The sequence below is a fragment of the Phenylobacterium aquaticum genome (assembly GCF_022695515.1).
In the GTDB taxonomy this organism is placed as follows: Bacteria; Pseudomonadota; Alphaproteobacteria; order Caulobacterales; family Caulobacteraceae; genus Phenylobacterium; species Phenylobacterium aquaticum.
In genome coordinates this window covers 74,074-96,933 of the sequence record NZ_JALDPT010000014.1, presented here as the reverse complement: position 1 = coordinate 96,933, position 22,860 = coordinate 74,074, and the positions used below count along the sequence as shown (strand labels likewise).

The window sequence follows — 22,860 nt, the reverse complement described above, 5'->3', positions numbered from 1 at the left end:
TCAGCCCGCTGCGCGCCGCCAGGGTCCGCCTAGCGATAGGGATCTGGCTGGGAGAGGTAGCGCTGGACATAGTCGGTGATGCCGTCCTCCAGCGCGGTCATGGGCTGATTGTAGCCCGCGGCCTGCAGCCGGCCCATCCGGGCCTCGGTAAAGTACTGGTACTTGTCGCGGATGGCCGGCGGCATGGGGATGTAGTCGATGCGGGCGGGCTTGCCGGCCGCCTTGAACACCGCCTCAGCCATATCGGCGAAGCTGCGCGCCTTGCCTGAGCCGAGGTTGTAGACCCCGCTCACCTGGGGCGAGTTGACCAGCCAGGCGACGATGTCGGCCACGTCGCGGACGTAGACGAAGTCGCGCAGCTGGCCGCCGTCCTCATAGCCCTCGCGGTGGGACTTGAAGAGCTGGATCTCGTGACCGTCCCGCACCTTGGGCCAGATCTGCGAGGCCACGGACTTCATGGAGTCCTTGTGCTCCTCGTTGGGTCCATAGACGTTGAAGAACTTCAGACCGACCCATTGCGGCGGGGCGTAGTCGCGGGCCGCCTGGCGGGCGGCGAACAGGTCGAACAGGGCCTTGGACCAGCCATAGGTGTTCAGTGGCCGCAGAGCCCCGAGGGAGGTCAGGTCGTCCTTGTCCTCGAAGCCCAGGGCGCCGTCGCCATAGGTGGCCGCCGAGGAGGCGTAGATCAGCCGGCGCTGATGATCGGCGCACCAGCGGAACAGGTCGCGGCTCAAGGTGAAGTTGGCGTGGATGATCTTGTCGGCGTCCGGTTCGGTCGTCGAGGAGACCGCGCCCATGTGGACGACGCACTCGATGTCGCGCCAGCGCTTCTCCAGCCAGTCGAACATGGCCTCGGGCGCGACGAAGTCGCCGATCGGATGCTTGGCGATGTTGCGCCACTTGCCGAGATCGGCCTCGAACAGCCAGTCGCAGACCACCACGTCGAGGCTGGGGTCCTCGGCCAGCTTGGCGACGATATTGGAGCCGATGAAGCCGGCCCCGCCGGTGACGAAGATGATGCGTCGGGTCATTGGCTGTCCTTTGCCGTCATCCGGGCGATGGCCGCCGTGGTCGAATAGCCGTCGACGATCTCAGCCAGGCGAACCTCCCCGCCCCAGCTGCGGACCTCCTTGGCCCCGACCACCTGGTCTTCCGAATAGTCCGCGCCCTTGATCAGCACGTCGGGCCGCGCCGTCCGGATCAGATCCATCGGGGTGTCCTCGTCGAAGGGCGCCACGAGATCCACGCAGGCCAGGCCGGCCAGCACCAGGGCCCGGCTCTCCAGGTCATTGACCGGTCGGCCCTCCCCCTTCAGCGCCTTGACCGAGCGGTCGGAGTTGAGGCCGACGATCAGCCGGTCGCACCAGTTCCGCGCCTGGTTGAGATAGGCCACGTGGCCGCGATGCAGGATGTCGAAGCAGCCGTTGGTGAAGCCGACCCTCAGGCCCTTGGCCCGCCAGCGGGCGACCTCGTCGGCCATGCGCTGGGGCGTGACGATCTTGGCCTCGGCCGGCGCCAGGTGGGCGGAGATGGAGGCTTCCATCATCTCCTCGGGCGTCACGACCGCCGTGCCGGCCTTGGTCACGGCGACGCCGGAGGCCAGCATGGCGAAGGCGATGGTGTCTTCGATCGCGGCGCCGGCGGCCAGCGCCAGGCCCAGCGCCGCGATGGTGGTGTCCCCGGCGCCCGAGGCGTCGAAGACCTCGCGGGGCGCGGTGGCGAAATGGCGGACCGGCTCGCCGCGCACGCCCAGCGAAATGCCCTTGGACGCCCGGGTGACCAGGATGGCCTTGGCCTCGCAGAGCGACAGGGCGTGGTCGACGGCGGCGGCCACCTCGTCACTCGTCTGGGTCGGCATGCCGGTGGCGTAGGCCAGCTCCGCCGCATTGGGCTTGATGATGTCGACCGCGCCATAGCGGCGGAAGCTGCGGGCCTTGGAATCGACGATCACCGGAATGCCGGCGTCGCGCGCCGCGGCGATCACCGCGTCGGTGACGACGCCCTTGCCGTAGTCGGAGATCAGGATGACGCCGGCCCCCTTGGCCACGTCGCGCACCGTGCGCGCCAGGCGCTCATCCACCTCGCCCTCAGCGGGACGGCTTTCCTCGAGATCGACGCGCAGCAGCTGCTGGCCGCCCGAGACGAAGCGGGTCTTCAGCGTGGTGGGCCGCGACGAATCGCGGATCAGGAAGCCCTCCACGCCCACGTCGGCGCCGACAAGGCGCAGGGCCTCATGGCCCTCGGGATCGCCCCCGACCAGGCCGATCAGCGAGACCTCCCCGCCAAGCGCGGCGACATTGCGCGCCACATTCCCCGCCCCGCCCAGCATGACCAGCTCGCGGGTCCGGGCCAGCACCGGGATCGGCGCCTCCGGCGACACCCGCGTCACGTCCCCATACACAAACCGGTCGATCATCACGTCGCCGACGCAGACGACGCGGGAGCCACCGACGGCGGCGAGCACGGGCTGAAGGGTCGAAAGATCCATGGTTTCAGGCTCTGATCGCGCGCGGGGTCCGCGTCAAGCGCGGGTCAGCGCGCCGCATGGATCGCCTTGAGGGTCCGCAGCAGGCCTTCGGCGCTGTCGAGCGGCAGGCAGCTCGGCCCATCGCAGAGCGCCTTCTCCGGCTCCGGATGGAATTCCAGGAAGACCCCGTCCGCGCCAGCGGCCACGGCGGCCTTGGCCAGGATCGGAACCCCGCTGCGCCGGCCGCCGGTCGAGGCGCCGTTGGACTTGGGGTTCGCGCCGGGCAGCTGGGTGGCGTGGGTCGCGTCGATGGTCACCGGCGCGCCGAGATTCTTCATCTCCTCGATGCCCAGCATGTCCACGATCAGGTTGTTGTAGCCGAAGGACACGCCGCGCTCGCACAGGATCGTCATGTGCTCGCCGACCGCCTCGTAGATCTTGTCGAGGATGTTGCGGCAGTCCCAGGGGGCCAGGAACTGGCCCTTCTTCACATGCAGCAGGCCGCCGGCCTTCTGGGTGGCGAGCGCCGAGGCGGTGACCAGGTCGGTCTGGCGGCAGAGGAAGGCCGGGATCTGGACGATGTCGGCGACGGCGGCGACCGGCTCGGCCTGGTCGATCTCGTGCAGGTCGGTGGCGATCGGCACATTGAATTCGGCCTTGATGGTCCGGAGGATCTCAAGGCCCTTCTCCAGGCCCGGCCCACGGTAGCTATGGATCGAGGAGCGGTTGGCCTTGTCGAAGCTGGCCTTGAACACATAGGGCAGGCCCAGCTCGCTGGTGATCGCCTTCAGATGGCGGGCGGTCTCGCGGGCCAGATCGAGGTCTTCCAGGACGTTCAGGCCGGCGATGACGACGAGCGGATGACCGTCGCCGATCGACAGGTTCCATTTGTTGAGCGTCAGCACGGCCATAGGGGGTGATCCTCAGGTGTCGGGGCGCCGCCTAAGTGGCGTGGGCCGGTCGCCGCCACAAGTCCAAATCCACGACGAACGCATCCTACCGGCAGGCTCATGCGTAACCATGGGGCGGTTCGAAGCGAGTCGCCTCCTCGCACGTTTGAGTGTAGGTTGTTTGAGTAATCGAGGGTTGTGATCATGACTTCGCCCGATGACACGCTGCCGGCCCGCGCCGCAGATTTCCCCGACCCGCACAAGGCTTCGGACCTCGCCGGCGCGCCGATGATCTTCCGCGCGGCCTTCAAGACCATGGCGCGCAACTGGCGAGCCGGCGACCTGACCTTCATCACCCCGGCCGGCGGCCGCCTGCGTCTGAAGGGCGATGCGCCCGGCCCCCAGGCCATTATCCAGATCAAGGACTACCGGTTCATCCGCCGCGCCCTGGCGGCCGGCGACATCGGTTTCGCCGAGGGCTACATGGCCGGGGAATGGGACACCCCGGACCTGACCGCGGTGCTGAGCGTCTTCAGTCTGAACTTCGAGCAGCTCAAGCGGGTGACCGAGGGCAATCCTCTGGTGGGCCTGTTCAACCTGGTCTCTCACGCCTTCAACGCCAACAGCCGCGAGGGCTCGCGCCGGAACATCCATGCCCATTACGACCTGGGCAACGCGTTCTATTCGCGCTGGCTGGACCCGAGCATGACCTATTCGGCCGCCCGCTTCGAGCGACCGGACCAGCCCCTCAACGAGGCCCAGCGCAACAAGTACAAGACGCTGGCCGAACAGATGGAGCTCTCGCCTGACCACCATGTGCTGGAGATCGGCTGCGGCTGGGGCGGCTTCGCCGAGTTCGCGGCGGGCGAGATCGGCGCCAAGGTCACGGGCATCACCATCTCCCAGGAACAGTACGATTTCGCCGCCAAGCGGATGTTCGACCAGGGCCTGAACGAGAAGGTCGACATCCAGCTGATCGATTATCGCGACGTCGCCGGACGCTTTGACCGGGTCGCCTCCATCGAGATGTTCGAGGCGGTGGGCGAGCGCTACTGGCCCGCCTATTTCGGCAAGGTGCGCGAGGTGCTCAATCCCGGCGGCCGGGCCGGCCTACAGATCATCACCATCCAGGACCAGATCTTCGAGGGCTATCGGCGCGCGCCGACTTCATCCAGAAATACATCTTCCCGGGCGGCATGCTGCCCTCCGAGGCCCGGCTCAAGGCCGAGACCGAGCGGGCCGGCCTGGTCTGGACCGGCATCGGCCGCTTCGGCCAGAACTACGCTGACACCCTCGCGGCCTGGCGGCGCGCCTTTGACGGCGCCTGGGAGGAGATCCGCCATCTGGGCTTCGACGAGCGGTTCCGCCGGCTGTGGCGGTTCTATCTCAGCTATTGCGACGCGGGCTTCCGCACCGGCCGGACCGATGTCGTGCAGCTGGGGTTGGTGAAGGCCTGATGTGAAAGCGTGAGCGGCGCCCCTGGCCCGACGCGCTCGCGCCCCTTAAGTAGCGGGGCATGACAGTCGCACCCAGCGTCCTGGACGCCATCGGAAACACGCCGCTCATCCGCCTGCGCCGCGCCAGCGAGGCGACCGGATGCGAGATCCTGGGCAAGGCGGAATTCATGAACCCCGGCGCGTCGGTCAAGGACCGGGCGGCCCTGTTCATTGTCCGCGACGCGGAACGGCGCGGCCTGTTAAGGCCCGGCGGCCGGATCGTCGAGGGCACGGCCGGCAATACCGGCATCGGCCTGGCCATGGTCGGCGCGGCCTCGGGCTACAAGACCACGATCGTCATTCCGCGGACCCAGAGCCAGGAAAAGAAGGACGCGATCCGGCTGCTCGGCGCCGAGCTGGTCGAGGTGGATGCCGTCCCCTACTCCAACCCCGACAACTATGTCCGCTATTCCGGCCGTCTGGCCGAGGAGCTCGCGGCCAAGGAGCCGGCCGGCGCAGTCTGGGCCAACCAGTTCGACAATGTCGCCAACCGCCAGGCCCACGTCGAGACCACGGGCCCCGAGATCTGGGCTCAGACCGGCGGCAAGGTCGACGGCTTCATCTGCGCCGTCGGGTCGGGCGGGACCCTGGCCGGGGTCGCCGAGGCCCTGAGGGCCCGGAACCCCAAGGTTCGCATCGGCCTAGCTGACCCGCATGGGGCGGCGCTCTACAGCTGGTACAAGGACGGCGCGCTGAAGTCCGAGGGGACCTCGATCAGCGAGGGCATCGGCCAGGGCCGGATCACCGCAAATCTCGAAGGTCTGGTCGTTGATGATCCCTACCGGATCGGTGACGAGGAAATGCTGCTGGCCATCTATGACCTCGTCGAGCACGAGGGTCTGGTGATGGGCGGCTCGACGGGCGTCAATGTCGCCGGCGCGATCCGCATGGCGAAGGACCTAGGGCCCGGCCACACCCTCGTGACCATCCTTTGCGATCAGGGCTCGCGCTACCAGAGCAAGATCTTCAATCCCGCCTTCCTGGCCGAGCGCGGCCTTCCGACCCCACCCTGGTTGAGCTGATGACCGATCCCCTCGTCTCTACGGCCTGGCTGGCCGAGCACCTTGGCGACAAGGATCTGCGCCTGCTGGACGCCAGCTGGTTCCTGCCGGCCGAGGGCCGCAGCGGTCATGCGGAGTATCTGCAGCGGCACATCAAGGGCGCGGTGTTCTTCGACATCGACGCCATCTCCGACCATTCGACCGATCTGCCCCATATGCTGCCCACCCCGGAGGCCTTCGCGGAGGCCGCGGGCAAGCTCGGCCTGTCGCGCGAGGGGACGATCGTCATCTATGACAGCTGGGGCGTGCGCGCCGCCGCGCGGGTCTGGTGGACCCTGCGGGTCATGGGGTTCGACAATGTGCGGGTCCTGGACGGCGGTCTGAAAGCCTGGCTGGCCGAGGGTCGTCCGACCGAGGCGGGCGAGGTCACGCCGGCGCCGACGACCGTGACGCCGAAGTTCCGACCGGAGCTGGTGCGCGACGTCGAGGCCGTGAAGGGGCTGATCTCCTCCCGCGCCGCCCAGCTGGTCGACGCCCGCGGCGGCCCGCGGTTCCGCGGCGAGGCGCCGGAGCCACGCCCAGGCCTGCGGTCCGGCCATATGCCGGGGGCCCTGAACGTGCCCTTCGACAGCCTGATCAACAGCCAGGGTCGGATGAGGTCAGCCGCCGAACTGCAAGCGATTTTCGAGGTTTGCGACGTGGATCTCGGCAAGCCGATCGTGACCACCTGCGGGTCGGGGGTCACGGCCTCTGTCCTGGCGCTGGGCCTTGCCAGGCTCGGCCTGGACAAGACCCCTGTCTATGATGGGTCCTGGAGCGAATGGGGCGGCCGGTCCGACACGCCGGTGGAGACCGACCTCTGAACCTGCGGCTCGCGACGCCGGGGGATATCCCGGTTCTTCCGGATATCGAGCGGTCGGCCGGCCAAGCCTTCCGAGGCGGCGAGCAGGACTGGATCGCTGACGATCAGGTGACGCCCGCGGAGGCCTATCCCGCCCTGGTGGCGGCCGAACGGGTCTGGGTGGGCGAGGTCGACGGCGCCGTCCGCGGATTCGTTCAGATCGAGGTCCTCGATCACGACCTCCACATCTGGGAGTTGGCGGTCGCCCTCGACTGGCAAAAGCGCGGACTAGGGCGGACGCTCATGGCCCAGGCCCTTGATATCGGGCGAAGGCGGGGTTGCGCCGCGGCGACGCTGACCACCTTTCGCAATATCGCCTGGAACGCGCCGTTCTATCGGGGGCTCGGCTTTGAGATCCTTGAGGCGCCCTCTGCCCGGCTTGCCGCCATCCTGGCGTCCGAGGCGGGGCGCGGCCTGACCGACCGCTGCGCGATGGCCAGCAAGCTCTGACGGGCGGCTTGATCCGGTCGCGGCCTGGGCCCTAAGTGCCGTGAGCAGTCCAATCGAGTTCCCCATGGCCGAAGACACCCGCCTGATCCACGCCGGCGCCGGCGACCAGCCCCTGGTCAAGACTGTGAGCCCGCCGATCCAGAAGGGCTCCACCGTGCTGCTGCCCAATGCGGCTGCGCTCTATGACGACGACCACTTCATCACCTATGGCCGCCAGGGGCTGGCCGCCCACGACGCCCTGCGGGCCGGTCTGTGCGAGCTGGAGAACGCCAAGGGGGTCTGCCTCTATCCGTCGGGGGTCGCGGCGATCAGCGGGGCCTTGCTCGCGGTCCTGAAGGCCGGTGACGAGATCCTGGTCGTGGACAACACCTACAAGCCGACCCGCCGGTTCTGCGATCATGTGCTGAAGCGGTTCGGGGTGAGCACCCGCTATTATGACCCGCGCCTGTCGCCGGAAGAGCTGGTCGGCGGCGCCTCGGACGCCACCCGCCTGATCCTGCTGGAGAGCCCGGGTTCGCTGAGCTTCGAGATGCAAGATATGGCGGCGATCGCCCGCCTGGCCCGCGCGCGCGGCATCCTAACCATGGCCGACAACACCTGGGGGTCCGGGCTAATCTACAAGCCTCTGGACCACGGGATCGATCTGAGCGTCCAGGCCCTGACCAAATATGTCGGCGGCCATTCCGACGTGTTCATGGGCTCAGCCGCCGCCCGCGATCCCGCCCTGGTGAAAGCGTTGGAGGACGGTGTCCTGCACCTCGGCTGGGCGGTCGCGCCGGAGGACGCCTATCAGATGCTGCGCGGCCTTCGGACGCTGGCCGTCCGCATGGCCCGCCACGGCGAGAGCGGCCTGAAGGTCGCAGCCTGGCTGCGCGACCAGCCCCAGGTGCTGCAGGTGCTGCACCCCGCCCTGCCCGGCTGTCCAGATCATGAGCTCTGGGCCCGGGACTATACCGGCGCCTGCGGTCTGTTCGGCTTCCTGCTCAAGCCGGCCTCCGAGGCGGCGGTGGCAGCCTTCCTCGACGCCCTGGAGATCTTCGGCCTCGGCTTCTCCTGGGGCGGCTTCGAGAGCCTGGCCATCTCCTGCGACGAACAGCTGAAGACCCGCAAGTTCCTGCGGACCTATCCCGGCCCGCTCATGCGGCTGCATGTGGGGCTGGAGGATCCCGCCGACCTGACCGCCGACCTCGCCAAGGGCTTCGCGGCGCTCGACGCCGCGGCCTAGGGGCGCGAGAGCCGCGTCATCAGCAGGGCGGCGCGCTTGGTCTGGCGATCCAGGCTGTCGATCGCCATGGTCTCGCCCGGCGCATGCGCCCCCTCGCCCGCTGCGCCCAGGCCGATCAGTCCGTCGATCTTGTCGGCGACGAAGGCGATGTCGCCCGCGCCGCGCTTCAGGGGATCGAGTTCCGCCATGGGCGCGAGGCCAAGGTCGCGGTTCACCTCATTGAGCTTCCCCAGCAGCACCCGCGAGCCGGCGGTGGGCGCCATGGCGGGATAGCCCTCGGTGAAGGTCATCTCGGCATGGGCGCCGGTCAGGCTCTGGGCGACGATCGCCTTCATCTTGGCGACCATCCGCTGGGTCTGGTCGTTGGAGAGCGTGCGCAGGTCGCCCCGCGCCATGGCGGTTGCGGCGATGATGTTGGACTTGCCCGTCGCCGTCCCGCCGGTCTCGGCGGCGTTGAGGTCGGCCGAGGCGCCGCCCAGGATCAGGCCGACATTGTAGGTGGCGTTCGGCTCGCGCAGCTCGCGGCGGAACTGGTCGAGAATCCGGGCGAGTTCATAGATCGCGCCATAACCCGAGGCGTCGCTGAACACGCCCGAGGAATGGCCGGGCTTGGCCTTTACCGTCACCGTCCAGGTATTGGAGGAGCGCCGGGCGATCGAGCCCATGTCCTTGCCGCCCTCCTGGGCCAGGCCTTCGAACTCCAGCGCCAGGTCGCTCTGGCCGGCGGCGTCGATCAGATCCTTGCGGGCGATGGAGGTCGGCGCGCCCTGGCGCTCCTCGTCGCCGGTCAGCACGATGGTGATGTCGGCGCCCTTCAGGGTCCCGACCGATTGCATGGCCCGCAAGGCGCCGACCATGATCACCAGCCCGCCCTTCATATCGTTGACGCCCGGGCCTTCGACGATGTCGCCCCTGCGGACGAAGGTCTGGAAGGGGCTGTCCTTCTCGAACACGGTGTCGAGGTGGCCGATCAGTAGCATGCGCTTGCCGCGGCCCGTGCCCTTGTGTGTGGCGATGATGTGCCCCGCCCGGCCGGCCGCAGCCATGGGCGCCCAGCGCACGGTGAAGCCCAGAGGTTCCAGCTCCGCGCGCATCATCTGGCCGACCTGCTCGACGCCGGCGAAGTTCATGGTGCCGCTGTTCACATTGACCAGCTTCTCAAGCAGGGCGAGTTCGCGGGCGTCCTCCGCCCCTGCGGCGGCCACCAGCTTCTGCTCCTGAGCGCTCAATCCGGCGGCGGCGGCCGGGCTGGCGGCGGCCAGGGCGAGGACGGCGAAGGCGGCTGCGGCGAGCGGGCGGATCATGGGCGAACCTGAAGTCATGCGGTCGAGGGAGGCGGACTTTCATCGGCTGAACGGCGCAAGACAAGGGCCAGACGCCAGCCCGAGGTCTGGAGACTGATCTCGATCAAGGAACTGGCGCCCGCCCGGCGCGTAGGTGAGGCCTCGATACGGAGGATTCCCATGAACACCCAAGATCACACCTGGATCGTCGTCGCTGATGGCGGCAAGGCCCGCGTCTTCGAGGAGCGCGAACGGCACGGGGACCTGCACGAACTGGCCGACTGGCGCGAAAATCACGGCGGCGAGGATGTCTCGCACGCCCACCGCCACGCCCAGCACGCCACGACCGATTCCCCCAAGGCCGCGGCCGAAGCCGAATTCCTGCAGGACCTGGCCGGACACATCGACATCGCCGCCCGCAAGAAGGCCTTCGACAAGCTGGTGCTGATCGCCCCGGCCAAGGCCATTGGCGTCCTGCGCAGCGCGCTCAAGACGGAGGCCCACGACCGGATCGAACTGACCGATTCCCACGACCGCACCCACGAGGACGCCCGCACCCTGAAGGAGCACCTCCACAAGCTGCGGATGCCCTGATCCCACCGCCGCATCGCCCTTGATTCGCGCTACGTCAGCGTGAGCAGATGGACGCCAAGTTCATAAGGGAGATGCGGCATGGGTCCGTTCAAATTGCTCATCGACGGCCAGCTGGTCGACGGCGACGCCACGATGTCGGTGATCAATCCGGCCAATGAAGAGGTGCTGGCGGAATGCCCCCGCGCCTCCAAGGCCCAGCTGGACAAGGCGGTCGCCGCCGCCAAGGCCGCCTTCCCCGCCTGGGCCGCCCGCCCCATCGCCGAGCGCAAGGCCGCGCTCAACGCCATGGCCGACGCCATTCAGGCCGACCTGCCGAACCTGGCCCGCATCCTGACCCAGGAACAGGGCAAGCCGATCAATGACGCCATGGGCGAGGTGTTCGGCTGCGCCGCCTTCTTCCGCTACTTCGCCGCGCTCGATCTGCCGGTGAAGGTGATCCAGGACAATGAGGCCGGCAAGGTCGAGGCCCGTCGCCGCCCGCTGGGCGTGGTCGGCGCCATCGTGCCGTGGAACTTCCCCCTGATCCTGATGGCTTTCAAGGTCCCCGCCGCTCTGCTGGCCGGCAACACCGTGATCCTGAAGCCCGCGGCCACCACGCCGCTCTCGACCCTGCGCATCGCCGAGCTGGTCAAGGACCTGCTGCCGGCGGGCGTGCTCAACGTGATCTCCGACGCCAACGACCTGGGCGGCGCCATCACCGCCCATCCGGATATCCGCAAGGTCTCCTTCACCGGCTCCACCGAGACCGGCAAGAAGGTCATGGCCGGCGCGGCCGAGGCGCTGAAGCGCGTCACGCTGGAACTGGGCGGCAATGACGCCGCCATCGTGCTGGAGGGCTCCGACCCCAAGGAGACCGCGCCGAAAATCTTCCAGGGCGCCTTCCAGAACTCGGGCCAGGTCTGCATCGCCATCAAGCGCGCCTATGTGCACGAGAGCATCTACGACGCCATGTGCGACGAGCTGGTCAAGCTGGCCAATGCGGCCGTGGTCGGTGACGGCCTGCAGCAGGGCGTGACCCTCGGCCCGTTGCAGAACAAGACCCAGTTCGAAAAGGTCCTGGGCATCATCGAAAGCGCCAAGGCCGACGGCAAGGTGATCGCCGGCGGCGCCCGCGCCACCGAGAAGGGCTACTTCATCCAGCCGACCATCGTGCGCGACATCACCGACGGTACGCGCCTGGTCGATGAGGAGCAGTTCGGTCCGGTGCTGCCGGTTATCAAGTTCAAGGACGCCGTCGACGCCGTGGCCCGCGCCAATTCCAGCGACTACGGCCTGGGCGGCTCAATCTGGTCCAAGGACCTCGACAAGGCCTGGGACCTCGCCTCGACGATGGACACCGGCACGGTGTGGATCAACAAGCACGCCGACCTCGCCCCCAACATTCCCTTCGGCGGCGCCAAGCTGTCGGGCGTGGGCACGGAGCTGGGCGAAGAAGGCCTGAGCGAGTTCACCCAGCTGCATGTGATCAATATGGCGCGGGCCTGAGGCTCGCCCTGCCCTCGCCGGCGACGGCGAGGGCAGACCCGCCCCGCGCGGCGATCGCGGGCTTCCAAGCGCAATCCAATCACGCCATGGGATAGGCTCGTCGCCGCACCCAAGGATTGCGCATGCCAGGGCCAGACCTGCTCCTCGTCAATGGCAAGTTCACGACCCTGGACCGGTCGCGCCCCACGGCGACTGCGGTCCTGATCCGCGACGGACGGTTCGCCGTGGTGGGAGACGAGGCCGAGGCCCGCGCCGCCGCGGGGGCGGAAGTCCAGGTCATCGACCTCGAAGGGCGGCGGGTCATTCCCGGCCTGATCGACAGCCACATGCACGTCATCCGGGGCGGGCTGAACTACAATATGGAGCTGCGCTGGGATGGCGTCCCCAGCCTGTCCGACGCCATGGCCATGTTGAAGGCTCAGGCCCAGGTCACGCCGCCGCCGCAATGGTTGCGGGTGGTCGGCGGCTTCAGCGAGCACCAGTTCGCCGAGAAGCGTCTCCCGACCCTCGATGAGCTCAACGCCGTGGCGCCCGAGACGCCGGTCTTCATCCTGCACCTCTACGACCGCGCCCTTCTGAACCGGGCGGCCCTGCGCGCCGTCGGCTACACCCGCGACACCCCCGACCCGCCGGGCGGCCAGATCCAGCGCGACGCCGCCGGAGAGCCCACCGGCCTGCTGCTCGCCCAGCCCAACGCCACGATACTCTATGCGACCCTGTCTCGGGGCCCGAAGCTGCCGCGGGAGTATCAGCTCAACTCGACCCGCCACTTCATGCGCGAGCTCAACCGGCTGGGCGTGACCGGGGTGATCGACGCCGGCGGCGGGGCGCAGAACTATCCCGACGACTATGCGGTCATCGAGAAGCTCCATGCCGAGGGCGAGATGACCGTGCGGGTCAGCTATAATCTCTTCACCCAGAAGCCCAAGGAAGAGCTGGCCGACTTCGCCGGATGGGCCAGGCAGATCACGCCGGGCCAGGGCGATGATCTCTACCGGCACAACGGGGCCGGCGAGATGCTCGTCTACAGCGCCGCCGACTTCGAGGATTTCCGGGCGCCGCGCCCCGAGGCGCCAGCGGGCATGGAGAGCGAGCTCGAGCCGGTGATCCGCCTGCTGGTCGAGAACCGCTGGCCCTGGCGCCTGCACGCCACCTATGACGAGACGATCGACCGGGCGCTCGATGTGTTCGAACGCGTCAATCGCGACGTGCCCTTCGACGGGCTCCACTGGTTCTTCGATCACGCCGAGACCATCAGCCCGCGCAATATCGACCGCATCGCCGCCCTGGGCGGCGGGATCGCGATCCAGCATCGGATGGCCTATCAGGGCGAGGATTTCGCCGCCCGCTATGGCGAGACGGCCGCCGAGGTCACGCCGCCGATCGGTCGCATGATGGCCGCCGGCCTGCCGGTCGGCGCAGGCACCGATGCGACCCGGTCGCCAGCTACAACCCCTGGGTCTCGCTCAACTGGCTGGTGACGGGAAAGACCGTCGGTGGCATGCGGCTCTATCCGCCGGCCAACCGCCTGGATCGCGAGTCCGCTCTGCGGCTCTGGACCGAGGCCAACACCTGGTTCTCCAACGAGGCGGGCAAGAAGGGGCGCATCGCCGTCGGACAGCTGGCCGATCTCGCGGTGCTGTCGGGCGACTATTTCAGCGTGCCGGAGGACGAGATCCCGCACCTGTCCTCCGTGCTCACCCTGCTGGGCGGCAGGATCGTGCATGGCGAGGGCGGGTTCAGCGGCCTGGCCCCGGCCCTGCCCCCGCCCATGCCCGACTGGGCGCCGGTCCGAACCTTCGGCGGCTATCAGGGACGGCGCGCGCCCGGCAGCTTTATGACCTCAGCCTGCGCCTGCGCGAACGCCTGCCAGGTTCATGGCCACGACCATGCGGCCGGCGCATCCGCGCCGAGCGCGGATCCCCGTGGGTTCTGGGGCGCCCTGGGCTGCGGCTGCTGGGCGGTCTAGCGCCGCCGGCTTGCCCGCGCCCTGGCGAGGCCCTAGATTGTGCTTCAGGTCGGCAGTTCACCTAGGCGTCGCTGCCCCGCAAGGGGAGCTAAACCTGCCGGAGTTTCCATCGACAGACACTTGTCCCGTGCCGCGTCGTAAGCCAGCGACCATCGACAGTTCTCCCTCGGCACGCCCTTGAGGATGAGTGATGTCCAAGACCGCCTTCCCCTTCGTCGCGAAGGATGTATCCGCGCTCGCCCGCGCCCTGGGGCGCGAGCTGGAGGCCAGCGACAGCAAGCCGGGCCACGTTCAGCTGCTGAACATGCTGAGCCGCTCCGCGGGCTATCAGAACTTCCAGCACTTCCGGGCCCAGGCCGAGGCCCAGGCGCGGCTGGAGCGGGAGCCCCCGCCCGCCGACCCGGTCGATCACGTGCTGGTCGAACGGCTGGCGCGCAATTTCGACGGCGCGGGTCGCCTGATCCGCTGGCCCAGCAAGACCAGCCACCAGCATCTCTGCCTGTGGGCGCTGTGGGCCCGCATCCCCGCGGAACAGGTGTTCTCCGAGGCCGCGTTCAACGATCTGATCAAGGCCGCCCATCTGTTCGGGGACCACGCCCTGCTGCGCCGGGAGCTGATCAATTATCAGATGGTGTCACGGACCCAGGACTGCCGGGACTATCGGCGGATCGAGCAGCGCCCGCCGGCCGAGGCGATCGCCCTGATCCGGCATCTGGCGCCGCGCCCGGGTCCCTGAGGGGTGGCGCGCCCTGCAGGACTCGAACCTGCGACCGTCCGCTTAGAAGGCGGATGCTCTATCCAGCTGAGCTAAGGGCGCCCAGTCGGGCCGCGGTCAGTGCGTCCAGGGTTGCTTGCGGCCGTAGGCGAAATTGTCGGCGTAGGCCTTGATGATGCGCTTGGGGGCCTTGGGCTCGGTGATCTGGAAGGCGATGCCGTGCTTCTGGGCGTAGGCCACGGCCTCGTCGCGGGTCTCGAACGCCAGGCGGACCTGACCGTCGGTGTCCGTGGTCTGGGTCCAGCCCATCAACGGATCGGAGGCTCTGGCCGAGGCCGGCGCGAATTCCAGCAGCCAGTCCTTGGTCTTGGCCTTGCCCGATTGCATGGCGTTCTTGGCCGGACGGTAGATGCGCGCGAGCATGTTCGTTCCTTCAAGTCCGTAGGTGGCAAGTCCGTCTTCGGCCATCGCCGTCATCGTCGTGGTCGGGGCGAAAGGATTTGAACCTTCGACCCTCTGCTCCCAAAGCAGATGCGCTACCAGGCTGCGCTACGCCCCGAGGCACGCCGATTGGCCCTGCGATATAAGGCTTTGCATCTTATCGCAATCGCCTGGGCGTCTTCAGCCGGGTTTGTGCATCAGCTTGAAGACGCCCGAGGCGCGGACCACATCGTGGCCGCCGACATAGGCGCGACCTTCGACGAAGGCGATATCGCGGGTCGTCCGCGTCGCCTTGGCTTCGCCCATGACCCACTCCCCGACCCGCGCCATGTGCAGGAAGTCCACCGACAGGTGGATGGTGACCCCGGTCTTGCGCGCCGCGCGCCAGGAGGCGGCCGCCAGCAGCCCGTCCATGAAGGCGGTCAGCATGCCGCCATGTACCAGGCCCAGACCGTTGGCGTGCCGCGGCAGGGCGAAGAAGGCCTGCTCTGTGAACTCGCCCGGGGTCTCCCGGTGGAAGTAGGGCCCGTTGTGGGTCGAGAAGGCGCCGCGCCCGCTGGAGCGGATGAAGCCCGCAGGCGGAGGCGGTATGATCTCGCCCGGGGCGTCGGCGTCCGTGGTCACTGCTAAGGCTCCTGGGGCGATGTCAGCCCGATTTCGTAGAGGTGCGGCCAGTTCTTGCCGGTGACGAACAGCCGGTCGTGCTCGCGGTCATAGGCTATGCCGTTCAGGACCGAGTCGGCGTCGAGGCTCAACTTGGTTTCCGGCAGGCCGGTGAGATCGATCCAGCCCGTCACCTTGCCGCTTTTGGGATCAATCCGGGCGATCCGGTTGGTCAGCCAGATATTGGCCAGGACCTCGCCCTTCACGAACTCCAGTTCGTTGATGCGCATTACGGGCTGGCCGTCCGCCGTGACCTTCAGGCGCCGGATCTCCTTCAGGGTCACTGGATCGAGGAAGCGCAGATAGGGGGTGCCGTCGCTCATGATCAGCGACTTGCCGTCCTGGGTGAGCGCCCACCCCTCCCCCGGATACTGGAACACAGCCTTGCGGGCGAAGGTCTTCAGGTCCCAGCGGAAGCCGAAGCCGTCCTGCCAGGTCAGGCTGATGATGTCGTCGCCCCAGTTGACGATGCCCTCGCCGAACAGCCCCGGCGGGATGGCCTGGGACTGCAGGACCGCGCCGTCCTTAAGCCGGACCTTGCGCAGGAAGGACCTTCCTTCCTGGCCCGTGCTCTCGAACAGGTCGCCGTTCAGATAGAACAGGCCCTCGGTATAGGCCTGGTCGTCATGCGGAAACGTCGCCTTGATGCGGTAGCCATAGACCGGCACGGCCGCCTGGGCGGCGCAAACCGCGACGACCGCCAGGCCCAGGGTGACGGACAGGGCCCATTGCGCCAGGCGGGCGGCGGACGTGCGGAGGGCGTGACTCAACAAGGCGGCGGGCTCCCGCACGAAGACAGGCCTCACCTTTGCGGAAGCTTTCCGGCCGATGCAAGGCCGCGGGGTCAGCCCAGTCCGTCGGACTCGATTTCGGCCACGACCAGGCCCTTGGGGCCTTCGGCGAACCGCACCATCACGTCGTCGCCCGGCTGAAGGTCTTCGATGCCGGCGCGGCGCAGGGTCTCGATATGGACGAAGATGTCGCCGGGTTCGCCGTCACGGACGACAAAGCCATAGCCCTTGGCCCGGTTGAACCACTTGACCTTGGCCCGCTCCAGCGGACCGCGCGCGGCGGGGGGGCGTCGGACCGGGCGGGACTGAAACCCGCCGGTCTGGCGATCGAACGCGCCGGTGCCGCCATGCCGATCATAACTGTCACGATCGCGGCGGAAGCTGTGCGCCTCGTCATGGCGTCGACGCTCGCCGGGAGGCGGCGCGGAGGTCTCGTCGAGATTGACCACTTCCGAAACCTGCCAGCCCTTGGGGCGGCGAACCACGTCGCACACGATCACGGAGCCTTCCAGGGCGCTTTCGCGTCCCGCGTTCCGCAGAGATGTCACGTGCAGCAAGACATCCTTAAGGTCCGTCTGGCCAGGATCGTCGGGCACGATGAAACCATAGCCCTTACCGGCGTCGAACCATTTGATGCGACCGCTGATCCGCACCGCGTCGTCGTGCGAATCCACTCCCTCGTATTCGTAACCAGACATTTGCCCCTCTGGCCCGGTCTCCCCCGATCCTTTCGGACTTGGCCAACTATAACACTGTTCTCGTATTAGGAGAGCCGTCAATGGGGGTTTTTCGCCTGGCGCACGCATAGGGTGCAAAGTTCTAGCCAGAAGCGATTATTCCCGGGGCGGAACCGGGCGTGCGGATTCAGAAACACAGCTGGCGGCCGGCGACACCCGGCCAGGAGGGGCCAAACGACGCTGGGGGGGAAGCGCGTCCGGACCAGTTCGCCTGGCAGTCCCTAGGGGAGTCGAACCCCTCTCTCCAGGTTGAAAACCTGGCGTCCTAACCGATAGACGAAGGGACCGCGTCGGCGAAGGAGGGCGTCTATATCCGCGTTCAGAGGGCTGCGCAAGCGGCCGATCAGGAGATTTGTCTGCGAAGATCGGCGACGTCCTCGATCTCCAGTTCCACGCTCTGCCGACCCTGCCAATCGTCCGGCTTCAGACGGCCGGCGATATGCAGCCCCCCGCCCTCTTGCAGCAGGCGTTTGCCGATCTCGGTGTCCTCGCAGCGCCAGGCGACGGCCTTGAGTTTGCCGCCGGAGGCGTCGGTCAGGGTGACGCGCACATGGCCGCCCTTGAGCGCCATGGCCCGCTCCACCCGGACATCGGCGCAGGCGAACATCGGCTCGGGATTGCCGGGGCCGAAGGGCGCCATGCGCTGGAACCCGGCATAGAGGCCCCGGTCGCAGGCGGCCGTGGTCACCAGGGCGTCGATCTCCAGGGCGTCGGCCTCGGCGGCGATCTCGGCCTCCGCGGCCATGTGCTCGCACAAGAAGGCCCGCAGCTCGGGAATGACGTCGGGTCGCACCGACAGGCCGGCCGCCATGGCGTGGCCGCCCCCGGCCAGCAGCAGGCCCGCCTCATAGGCCGCCTGGACCGCGCGTCCGAGGTCCACACCCGGTTGGGACCGGCCGGAGCCTTTGCCGATATTGGCGGCGCGATCGACGCCCACCACCATCACCGGCTTGCGATAGCGTTCGCGCAGGCGTCCGGCGACGATGCCGATGACGCCCGGATGCCAGCCGTCGGCGGCGACCAGGATCATCGGGGCGTCGGCCATGTTGCTTTCGCGCTCGATCACCCGAACGGCGGCCTCCAGCACCTCGCGCTCGACCTCCTTGCGATTGGCGTTGAGCTCGTCGAGCTCGGCCGCGAGGGCCTGGGCCTCGGCGGGGTCATCGGTGGACAGCAGTCGCGCGCCCAGGTCCGAGCGCCCGATCCGGCCGCCGGCATTGATTCGCGGCCCCAGGATGAAGCCGGCGTGGAACACGGTGGCCGGGCCCTGGGACTTGGCGACCTCCAGCAGGGCCTTGAGGCCGGGATTGCGCCAGTTGGACATCATCTTCAGGCCCTGGGTCGTCAGCGCCCTGTTGAAGCCCACAAGCTCGGTCACGTCGCAGATGGCGCCCATGGCGGCGAGATCCAGCCATTCCCGCAGGTCGGGCTCCTGACGCCCGTCGAACAGCCCCTGGCGGCGCGCCTCGCGATTCAGGGCGGCGAGCAGGACGAAGGTCACGCCCGCGGCGGCCAGCATGCCCTGGCCGGAGGTGTCGTCCGGGCGATTGGGGTTCACCAATGCGGCGGCGGCCGGCAGCTCGTCGCCACGCATCAGGTGGTGGTCGATGACCACGACCTCCAGCCCGACCTCGACCGCCGCGGCGATCGCCTCATAGGCGGCGGCCCCGCAGTCGACGGTGACCACCAGCTCGGCCCCCTCCTCCCGCAGACGCCGGAAGGCGGCGGGGGACGGTCCATAGCCCTCGGTGATCCGGTCCGGGACATAGATCGGCAGGTCCTTGCCCATGGCCCGCATCCAGCGCACCAGCTGGGCGGCGCTGGAGGCGCCGTCGACGTCATAGTCGGCGAACACCACCATCCGGCGGTCGCGCACCACGGCGTCGACCAGGATCGCGGCGGCGCGGTCCATGTCGGTGAAGCTGGAGGGGTCGGGAAACAGGGCCCGCAGGGTCGGGTTCAGATAGGTCTCGCCCATCTCCGCGGCGACGCCCCGGGACGCCAGCGCGCGGGCCAGGGGCTCGGACAGGCCCAGTCCCATCTGGTGGCGGCGCACGAGTTCAGGATCAGCCGGCCGCGCCCGCCAGGGCCGTCCGGTCAGGGACCGGGAGACGCCGAGATAGCCCGCTTGGGTCCCGCCATCGGCCATGGGGTCAGACCGGCCGCTTCATCCGCACTTCGCGCACCGTGCGGGTGGCCGAGTTCATGACCAGGGTGTGGGTGTGGACGAAGCCGCCCTCCAGCCGCACGCCGTCCAGCAGGGCGCCGTTGGTCACCCCTGTGGCGGCGAAGATCGCGTCGGCGCGCACCATCTCGTGCAGATTATACTTCTTGTCGAAGTCGGTGATGCCGACGCGGGCGGCGCGGGCCTTCTCATCGTGGCTGCGGAAGACGAGCCGGCCCTGGAACTGGCCGCCGACGCACTTCAGCGCGGCGCAGGCGAGCACGCCCTCGGGCGCGCCGCCCTGCCCCAGATAGAGATCGACACCGGTCGTCGGGTCGGCGGCGTTCATGACGCCGGCCACATCGCCGTCGGTGATCAGGTGGACGCGGGCGCCGACGGCCCGGACCTGGGCGATGATCTCGGTATGGCGCGGCCGATCGAGCACACAGACGGTGATCTCAGTGGGCTCAACACCCTTGGCGGCGGCGAGCGCCTGGATGTTCTCAGCCGGCGACTTGTCAAGGTCGATCACGCCTTCCGGATAGCCCGGCCCGCAGGCGATCTTGTCCATATAGGTGTCGGGCGCGTTGAGCAGGCTGCCCTTGGGCGCCCAGGCCATGACGGTCAGCGCGTTGGCCATGGCCTTGGCGGTCAGCGTCGTGCCCTCGAGCGGATCGAGCGCGATGTCGATCTTCGGGCCTTTGCCCTTCCCGACCTTCTCGCCGATGTAGAGCATGGGCGCCTCGTCGCGCTCGCCCTCGCCGATCACGATCTGGCCGTCGATGTTCAGGTCGTTGAGCGCGGTGCGCATGGCGTCGACCGCGGCCTGGTCGGCGGCGATTTCGTCCCCGCGTCCGACCAGCTTCCAGGCGGCGATCGCGGCGATCTCCGTGACCCGGACCGCGTCCATCACCAGACCGCGATCCAGAACTTCAGAACTCATCCGTGACTCTCCCGCCGTATCCCGGCTGAGCCGGGAATTATCTGCAGATTCTCAGATGCGCGCGATGCGCAAGAGCCGGGGTCTATCCAGGACCGATGGCAGATTCGCGATGCGGTCGATGGCCGCTGTCAGCACGGATTCCGCCACGGCATGGGTGGTCAGCACGATGGGAACGCCTTCGGCGTTCTCGACGGGCTTTTGCAGGAAGCTTTCGATCGACACCCCGGCCTCGGCCAGGGTCTCGGAGACCGCGGCGATGACACCGGGCTCGTCCTTGACCAGGAACCGCAGATAGGCGCGGCCCATGGACTTGGAGGGATCGACAGGGGTGAAGGGCGCCAGCGTCGCCGCGGGCCGCTGGAACACCGGCCGCACGGCGCCGGTCATGGCGTCGGCGATGTCGGCGGCCACGGCGGCGGCGGTCGGGCCCGATCCGGCCCCGGGTCCCTGGACGAAGATGCGTCCGATCCGCTCGCCCTCGATGAACAGGGCGTTCAACGCTCCGCCAGCCTGGGCCAGCGGATGATTGATCGGGGCCAGAGAGGGGTGCACCCGCACCAGCACGCCGTCCGGCGAACGGTCGGCCGAGGCCACCAGCTTCACCCGGTAGCCCAGGTCACGGGCCAGCTTGATGTCCATGAGATCGACGCCGTCGATCCCCTCGATCTCGGCGGCGGCGAAGTTAGGGGCGCAGCCGAAGGCCAGGGCGGCCAGAATGGTGATCTTGTGGGCCGCATCGAACCCGCCGACGTCCATGGTCGGGTCGGCCTCGGCATAGCCCAGGCGCTGGGCCTCGGCGAGCACATCGGCGAAGGCGCGCCCGGTCGCCTCCATCTCGGTCAGGATATAGTTGCAGGTGCCGTTGAGGATGCCGGCGACGCTCTTGATGTCGTCGCCGACCAGGGCCTCGCGCATCATCTTGACGGCCGGGACGCCGCCCATGACCGCGGCCTCGAACAGCAGGGGCGCGCCATTGGCCTCGGCGAGTTCGGCCAGCGCCGCGCCGTGCTCGGCGATCAGGGCCTTGTTGGCGGTGACGACCGGCTTGCCCAGCTTGAGCGCCGCCTCGACGGCGGCCTTGGCCGGGCCGTCGGAGCCGCCGATCAGCTCGACGAACAGGTCATTGTCCGGCGACGAAGCCAGAGCCACGGGATCGTCGAACCAGGGCAGGTTCGAGATGTCGAACGGCCGAGGCCGCGAGCGCGACCGCGCGGAGACCCCGGTGATCTGCGTCACCCCCCCAGCCGGGGCGAAACCCGGCCGGTCGGAGAGGAAGTTCAGCAGGCCGGTTCCGACCGTGCCCAGACCGGCGACGCCGATACGCCAGGTTTTACCACTCATTGCGCCGCCAGGGTGTTGTGGGCCCGGCCGAGGATCTCGTCGGCGTTGGCCAGGAACTTCTTCACATTGCGCGCGGCCTGGCGGATGCGGTGCTCGTTCTCCACGAGACCGACCCGGACGAAGCCCTCGCCATATTCGCCGAACCCGATGCCGGGGGCCACGGCGACGCCGGCTTCCTCGATCAGGAGCTTGGAGAACAGCATGGCGCCGGCGGCCTTGAACTGCTCGGGCACCGGGGCCCAGGCGAACATGGAGGCCGGCGGCGAGGGAATGTCCCAACCGGCCCGCTTCATCGATTCCACCAGGGTGTCGCGGCGGCTCTTATAGGTGGCGCGGATCTCGTCGACGCAGTCCTGCGGGCCGTTGAGGGCGGTGGCCGCGGCGACCTGGATCGGGGTGTAGGCCCCGTAGTCCAGATAGGACTTCACACGGGCCAGCGCCGAGCAGATGCGCGGATTGCCGACCACCATGCCGACGCGCCAGCCGGCCATGGCGTAGGTCTTGGACAGCGAGTTGACCTCGACGGCGATGTCCTTGGCGCCTTCGACCTGCAGGATCGACGGCGGCGGGTTGTCGTCGAAATAGATCTCGGAATAGGCGATGTCGGAAATGACCAGCAGGTCGTGCTTTTTCGCCAGCGCCACGGCGTCCTTGTAGAAGTCCAGATCCACGCACTGGGCGGTCGGGTTGGACGGATAGGACAGGATCAGCACGCTGGGCGCCGGGCTCGACTGGCGCATGGCGGCGCTGACGCCGGACAGATAGGCCTCGGGCGACGGGGCCGGCAGATGGCGGATCACCCCGCCGGCCATGATGAAGCCGTAGGCGTGGATCGGATAGGCCGGGTTCGGGCAGAGGATGACGTCGCCGGGCGCGGTCAGCGCCTGAGCCAGGTTCGCGAAGCCTTCCTTGGATCCCAGGGTGGCGATCACCTCGGTGTCCGGGTTCAGCCTCACGCCGAAGCGGCGGTCATAATAGCCGGCCATGGCGCGGCGCAGGCCGATGATGCCCTTGGAGGCCGAATAGCGGCCGGCCTTGGGGTCCTTGGCGGTCTCGATCAGCTTGTCGACGATGTGCTGCGGCGTCGGCATGTCGGGATTGCCCATGCCGAAGTCGATGATGTCCACGCCCTTGGCGCGGAGCCCCGCCTTGAGGCGATTGACCTCTTCGAGAACGTAGGGCGGGAGGCGTTTGATACGATGGAATTCGGGGGTCATTTGAAGCTCGTGCCGCAGTGTCGGCGGCGGTGGGGAGCTGAAGTCGCGCATGGATAGCCCCCGGGAAGGGGCGCGCCAAGCAGGTTC

Annotated in this window: 21 protein-coding genes, 3 tRNA genes and 1 pseudogene; 10 read left to right on the top strand and 15 right to left on the bottom strand. The window is 68.3% G+C overall.

Translation table 11 applies throughout. The annotated features are described in order from the left end of the window. Positions 1 to 29 precede the first annotated feature (29 nt). Genes rfaD through kdsA form a run of 3 tightly spaced genes read right to left on the bottom strand, consistent with a single transcriptional unit; the run spans position 30 to position 3,378 of the window. Positions 30 to 1,031 (bottom strand): ADP-glyceromanno-heptose 6-epimerase, encoded by a 1,002-nt coding sequence (gene rfaD / locus MQH10_RS12350; protein ID WP_242564348.1) that lies wholly within the window; start codon positions 1,029 to 1,031, stop codon positions 30 to 32. After that, entirely contained in the window at positions 1,028 to 2,488 is a 1,461-nt protein-coding gene (gene rfaE2, locus MQH10_RS12345) for a D-glycero-beta-D-manno-heptose 1-phosphate adenylyltransferase (RefSeq protein ID WP_242564347.1), read from the bottom strand. The genes rfaD and rfaE2 overlap by 4 nt, the downstream gene beginning before the upstream one ends. A gap of 44 nt (positions 2,489 to 2,532) precedes the next feature. Then, positions 2,533 to 3,378 (bottom strand): 3-deoxy-8-phosphooctulonate synthase, encoded by an 846-nt coding sequence (kdsA, locus tag MQH10_RS12340; protein WP_242564346.1) that lies wholly within the window; start codon positions 3,376 to 3,378, stop codon positions 2,533 to 2,535. Between the two features lie 267 nt (positions 3,379 to 3,645). Between kdsA and MQH10_RS12335 the strand changes: the two are divergent. The 5 genes and pseudogenes from MQH10_RS12335 to metC all read left to right on the top strand — a co-directional run bounded on the left by MQH10_RS12335 (position 3,646) and on the right by metC (position 8,430). Beyond that, positions 3,646 to 4,814 (top strand): annotated as a pseudogene (locus tag MQH10_RS12335) (class I SAM-dependent methyltransferase). Positions 4,815 to 4,873: 59 nt separating this feature from the next. After that, positions 4,874 to 5,875 (top strand): cysteine synthase A, encoded by a 1,002-nt coding sequence (locus tag MQH10_RS12330; RefSeq protein ID WP_242564345.1) that lies wholly within the window; start codon positions 4,874 to 4,876, stop codon positions 5,873 to 5,875. After that, positions 5,875 to 6,717 (top strand): 3-mercaptopyruvate sulfurtransferase, encoded by an 843-nt coding sequence (gene sseA, locus MQH10_RS12325; RefSeq protein ID WP_242564344.1) that lies wholly within the window; start codon positions 5,875 to 5,877, stop codon positions 6,715 to 6,717. The genes MQH10_RS12330 and sseA overlap by 1 nt, the downstream gene beginning before the upstream one ends. Beyond that, positions 6,675 to 7,205 carry a GNAT family N-acetyltransferase gene (locus MQH10_RS12320; protein WP_242564343.1) on the top strand — a complete coding sequence of 177 codons (531 nt, stop codon included), beginning with the start codon at positions 6,675 to 6,677 and terminating at the stop codon, positions 7,203 to 7,205. Before sseA ends, MQH10_RS12320 begins: the two co-directional genes overlap by 43 nt. A 64-nt stretch (positions 7,206 to 7,269) precedes the next feature. Beyond that, the gene (metC, locus tag MQH10_RS12315) at positions 7,270 to 8,430 is read left to right on the top strand and encodes a cystathionine beta-lyase (RefSeq protein WP_242564342.1); all 1,161 of its coding nucleotides are present in this window, start codon (positions 7,270 to 7,272) and stop codon (positions 8,428 to 8,430) included. Here metC and MQH10_RS12310 read toward each other — a convergent pair. After that, entirely contained in the window at positions 8,427 to 9,734 is a 1,308-nt protein-coding gene (locus tag MQH10_RS12310; RefSeq protein WP_242564341.1) for a M20/M25/M40 family metallo-hydrolase, read from the bottom strand. The genes metC and MQH10_RS12310 overlap by 4 nt on opposite strands. 159 nt (positions 9,735 to 9,893) lie before the next feature. Between MQH10_RS12310 and MQH10_RS12305 the strand changes: the two genes are divergently transcribed. From MQH10_RS12305 to MQH10_RS12285, 5 genes are all read left to right on the top strand, one after another. Next, positions 9,894 to 10,307 carry a host attachment protein gene (locus MQH10_RS12305; protein WP_242564340.1) on the top strand — a complete coding sequence of 138 codons (414 nt, stop codon included), beginning with the start codon at positions 9,894 to 9,896 and terminating at the stop codon, positions 10,305 to 10,307. Between the two features lie 78 nt (positions 10,308 to 10,385). Continuing rightward, positions 10,386 to 11,792 (top strand): aldehyde dehydrogenase family protein, encoded by a 1,407-nt coding sequence (locus MQH10_RS12300; RefSeq protein ID WP_242564339.1) that lies wholly within the window; start codon positions 10,386 to 10,388, stop codon positions 11,790 to 11,792. A gap of 122 nt (positions 11,793 to 11,914) precedes the next feature. Next, a complete protein-coding gene (locus MQH10_RS12295; protein ID WP_242564338.1) occupies positions 11,915 to 13,273 on the top strand; it encodes an amidohydrolase in 1,359 nt (452 codons plus the stop codon). A 20-nt stretch (positions 13,274 to 13,293) separates the two neighbouring features. Next, positions 13,294 to 13,761 carry an amidohydrolase family protein gene (locus MQH10_RS12290; protein ID WP_419720769.1) on the top strand — a complete coding sequence of 156 codons (468 nt, stop codon included), beginning with the start codon at positions 13,294 to 13,296 and terminating at the stop codon, positions 13,759 to 13,761. Positions 13,762 to 13,951: 190 nt separating this feature from the next. Then, entirely contained in the window at positions 13,952 to 14,497 is a 546-nt protein-coding gene (locus MQH10_RS12285) for a DUF2087 domain-containing protein (RefSeq protein ID WP_242564336.1), read from the top strand. A 4-nt stretch (positions 14,498 to 14,501) separates the two neighbouring features. Here MQH10_RS12285 and MQH10_RS12280 read toward each other — a convergent pair. The 11 genes from MQH10_RS12280 to MQH10_RS12230 all read right to left on the bottom strand — a co-directional run bounded on the left by MQH10_RS12280 (position 14,502) and on the right by MQH10_RS12230 (position 22,773). Continuing rightward, positions 14,502 to 14,578 (bottom strand) — tRNA-Arg (locus MQH10_RS12280). A gap of 15 nt (positions 14,579 to 14,593) precedes the next feature. Then, positions 14,594 to 14,899, bottom strand: a complete 306-nt coding sequence (locus MQH10_RS12275; protein ID WP_242564335.1) for an ETC complex I subunit — start codon at positions 14,897 to 14,899, stop codon at positions 14,594 to 14,596. A 59-nt stretch (positions 14,900 to 14,958) separates the two neighbouring features. Next, positions 14,959 to 15,035: transfer RNA gene (locus MQH10_RS12270), tRNA-Pro, on the bottom strand. A 62-nt stretch (positions 15,036 to 15,097) separates the two neighbouring features. Then, on the bottom strand, positions 15,098 to 15,541 hold the full coding sequence (locus MQH10_RS26835; RefSeq protein WP_242564334.1) for a PaaI family thioesterase: 444 nt from the start codon (positions 15,539 to 15,541) through the stop codon (positions 15,098 to 15,100). 2 nt (positions 15,542 to 15,543) lie between these two features. Then, on the bottom strand, positions 15,544 to 16,350 hold the full coding sequence (locus MQH10_RS12260) for a glutaminyl-peptide cyclotransferase (RefSeq protein WP_242564333.1): 807 nt from the start codon (positions 16,348 to 16,350) through the stop codon (positions 15,544 to 15,546). Positions 16,351 to 16,424: 74 nt separating this feature from the next. Then, a complete protein-coding gene (locus MQH10_RS12255) occupies positions 16,425 to 17,069 on the bottom strand; it encodes a cold-shock protein (RefSeq protein ID WP_242564332.1) in 645 nt (214 codons plus the stop codon). A gap of 251 nt (positions 17,070 to 17,320) precedes the next feature. Then, positions 17,321 to 17,395 (bottom strand) — tRNA-Glu (locus MQH10_RS12250). A 56-nt stretch (positions 17,396 to 17,451) separates the two neighbouring features. Beyond that, on the bottom strand, positions 17,452 to 19,257 hold the full coding sequence (gene recJ / locus MQH10_RS12245) for a single-stranded-DNA-specific exonuclease RecJ (protein WP_242564331.1): 1,806 nt from the start codon (positions 19,255 to 19,257) through the stop codon (positions 17,452 to 17,454). A gap of 4 nt (positions 19,258 to 19,261) precedes the next feature. Then, a complete protein-coding gene (gene glpX / locus MQH10_RS12240) occupies positions 19,262 to 20,215 on the bottom strand; it encodes a class II fructose-bisphosphatase (RefSeq protein ID WP_242564330.1) in 954 nt (317 codons plus the stop codon). A gap of 51 nt (positions 20,216 to 20,266) precedes the next feature. Further along, on the bottom strand, positions 20,267 to 21,556 hold the full coding sequence (locus MQH10_RS12235; protein ID WP_242564329.1) for a homoserine dehydrogenase: 1,290 nt from the start codon (positions 21,554 to 21,556) through the stop codon (positions 20,267 to 20,269). Continuing rightward, a complete protein-coding gene (locus MQH10_RS12230; RefSeq protein WP_242564328.1) occupies positions 21,553 to 22,773 on the bottom strand; it encodes an LL-diaminopimelate aminotransferase in 1,221 nt (406 codons plus the stop codon). Before MQH10_RS12230 ends, MQH10_RS12235 begins: the two co-directional genes overlap by 4 nt. Between the last annotated feature and the right edge of the window lie 87 nt (positions 22,774 to 22,860).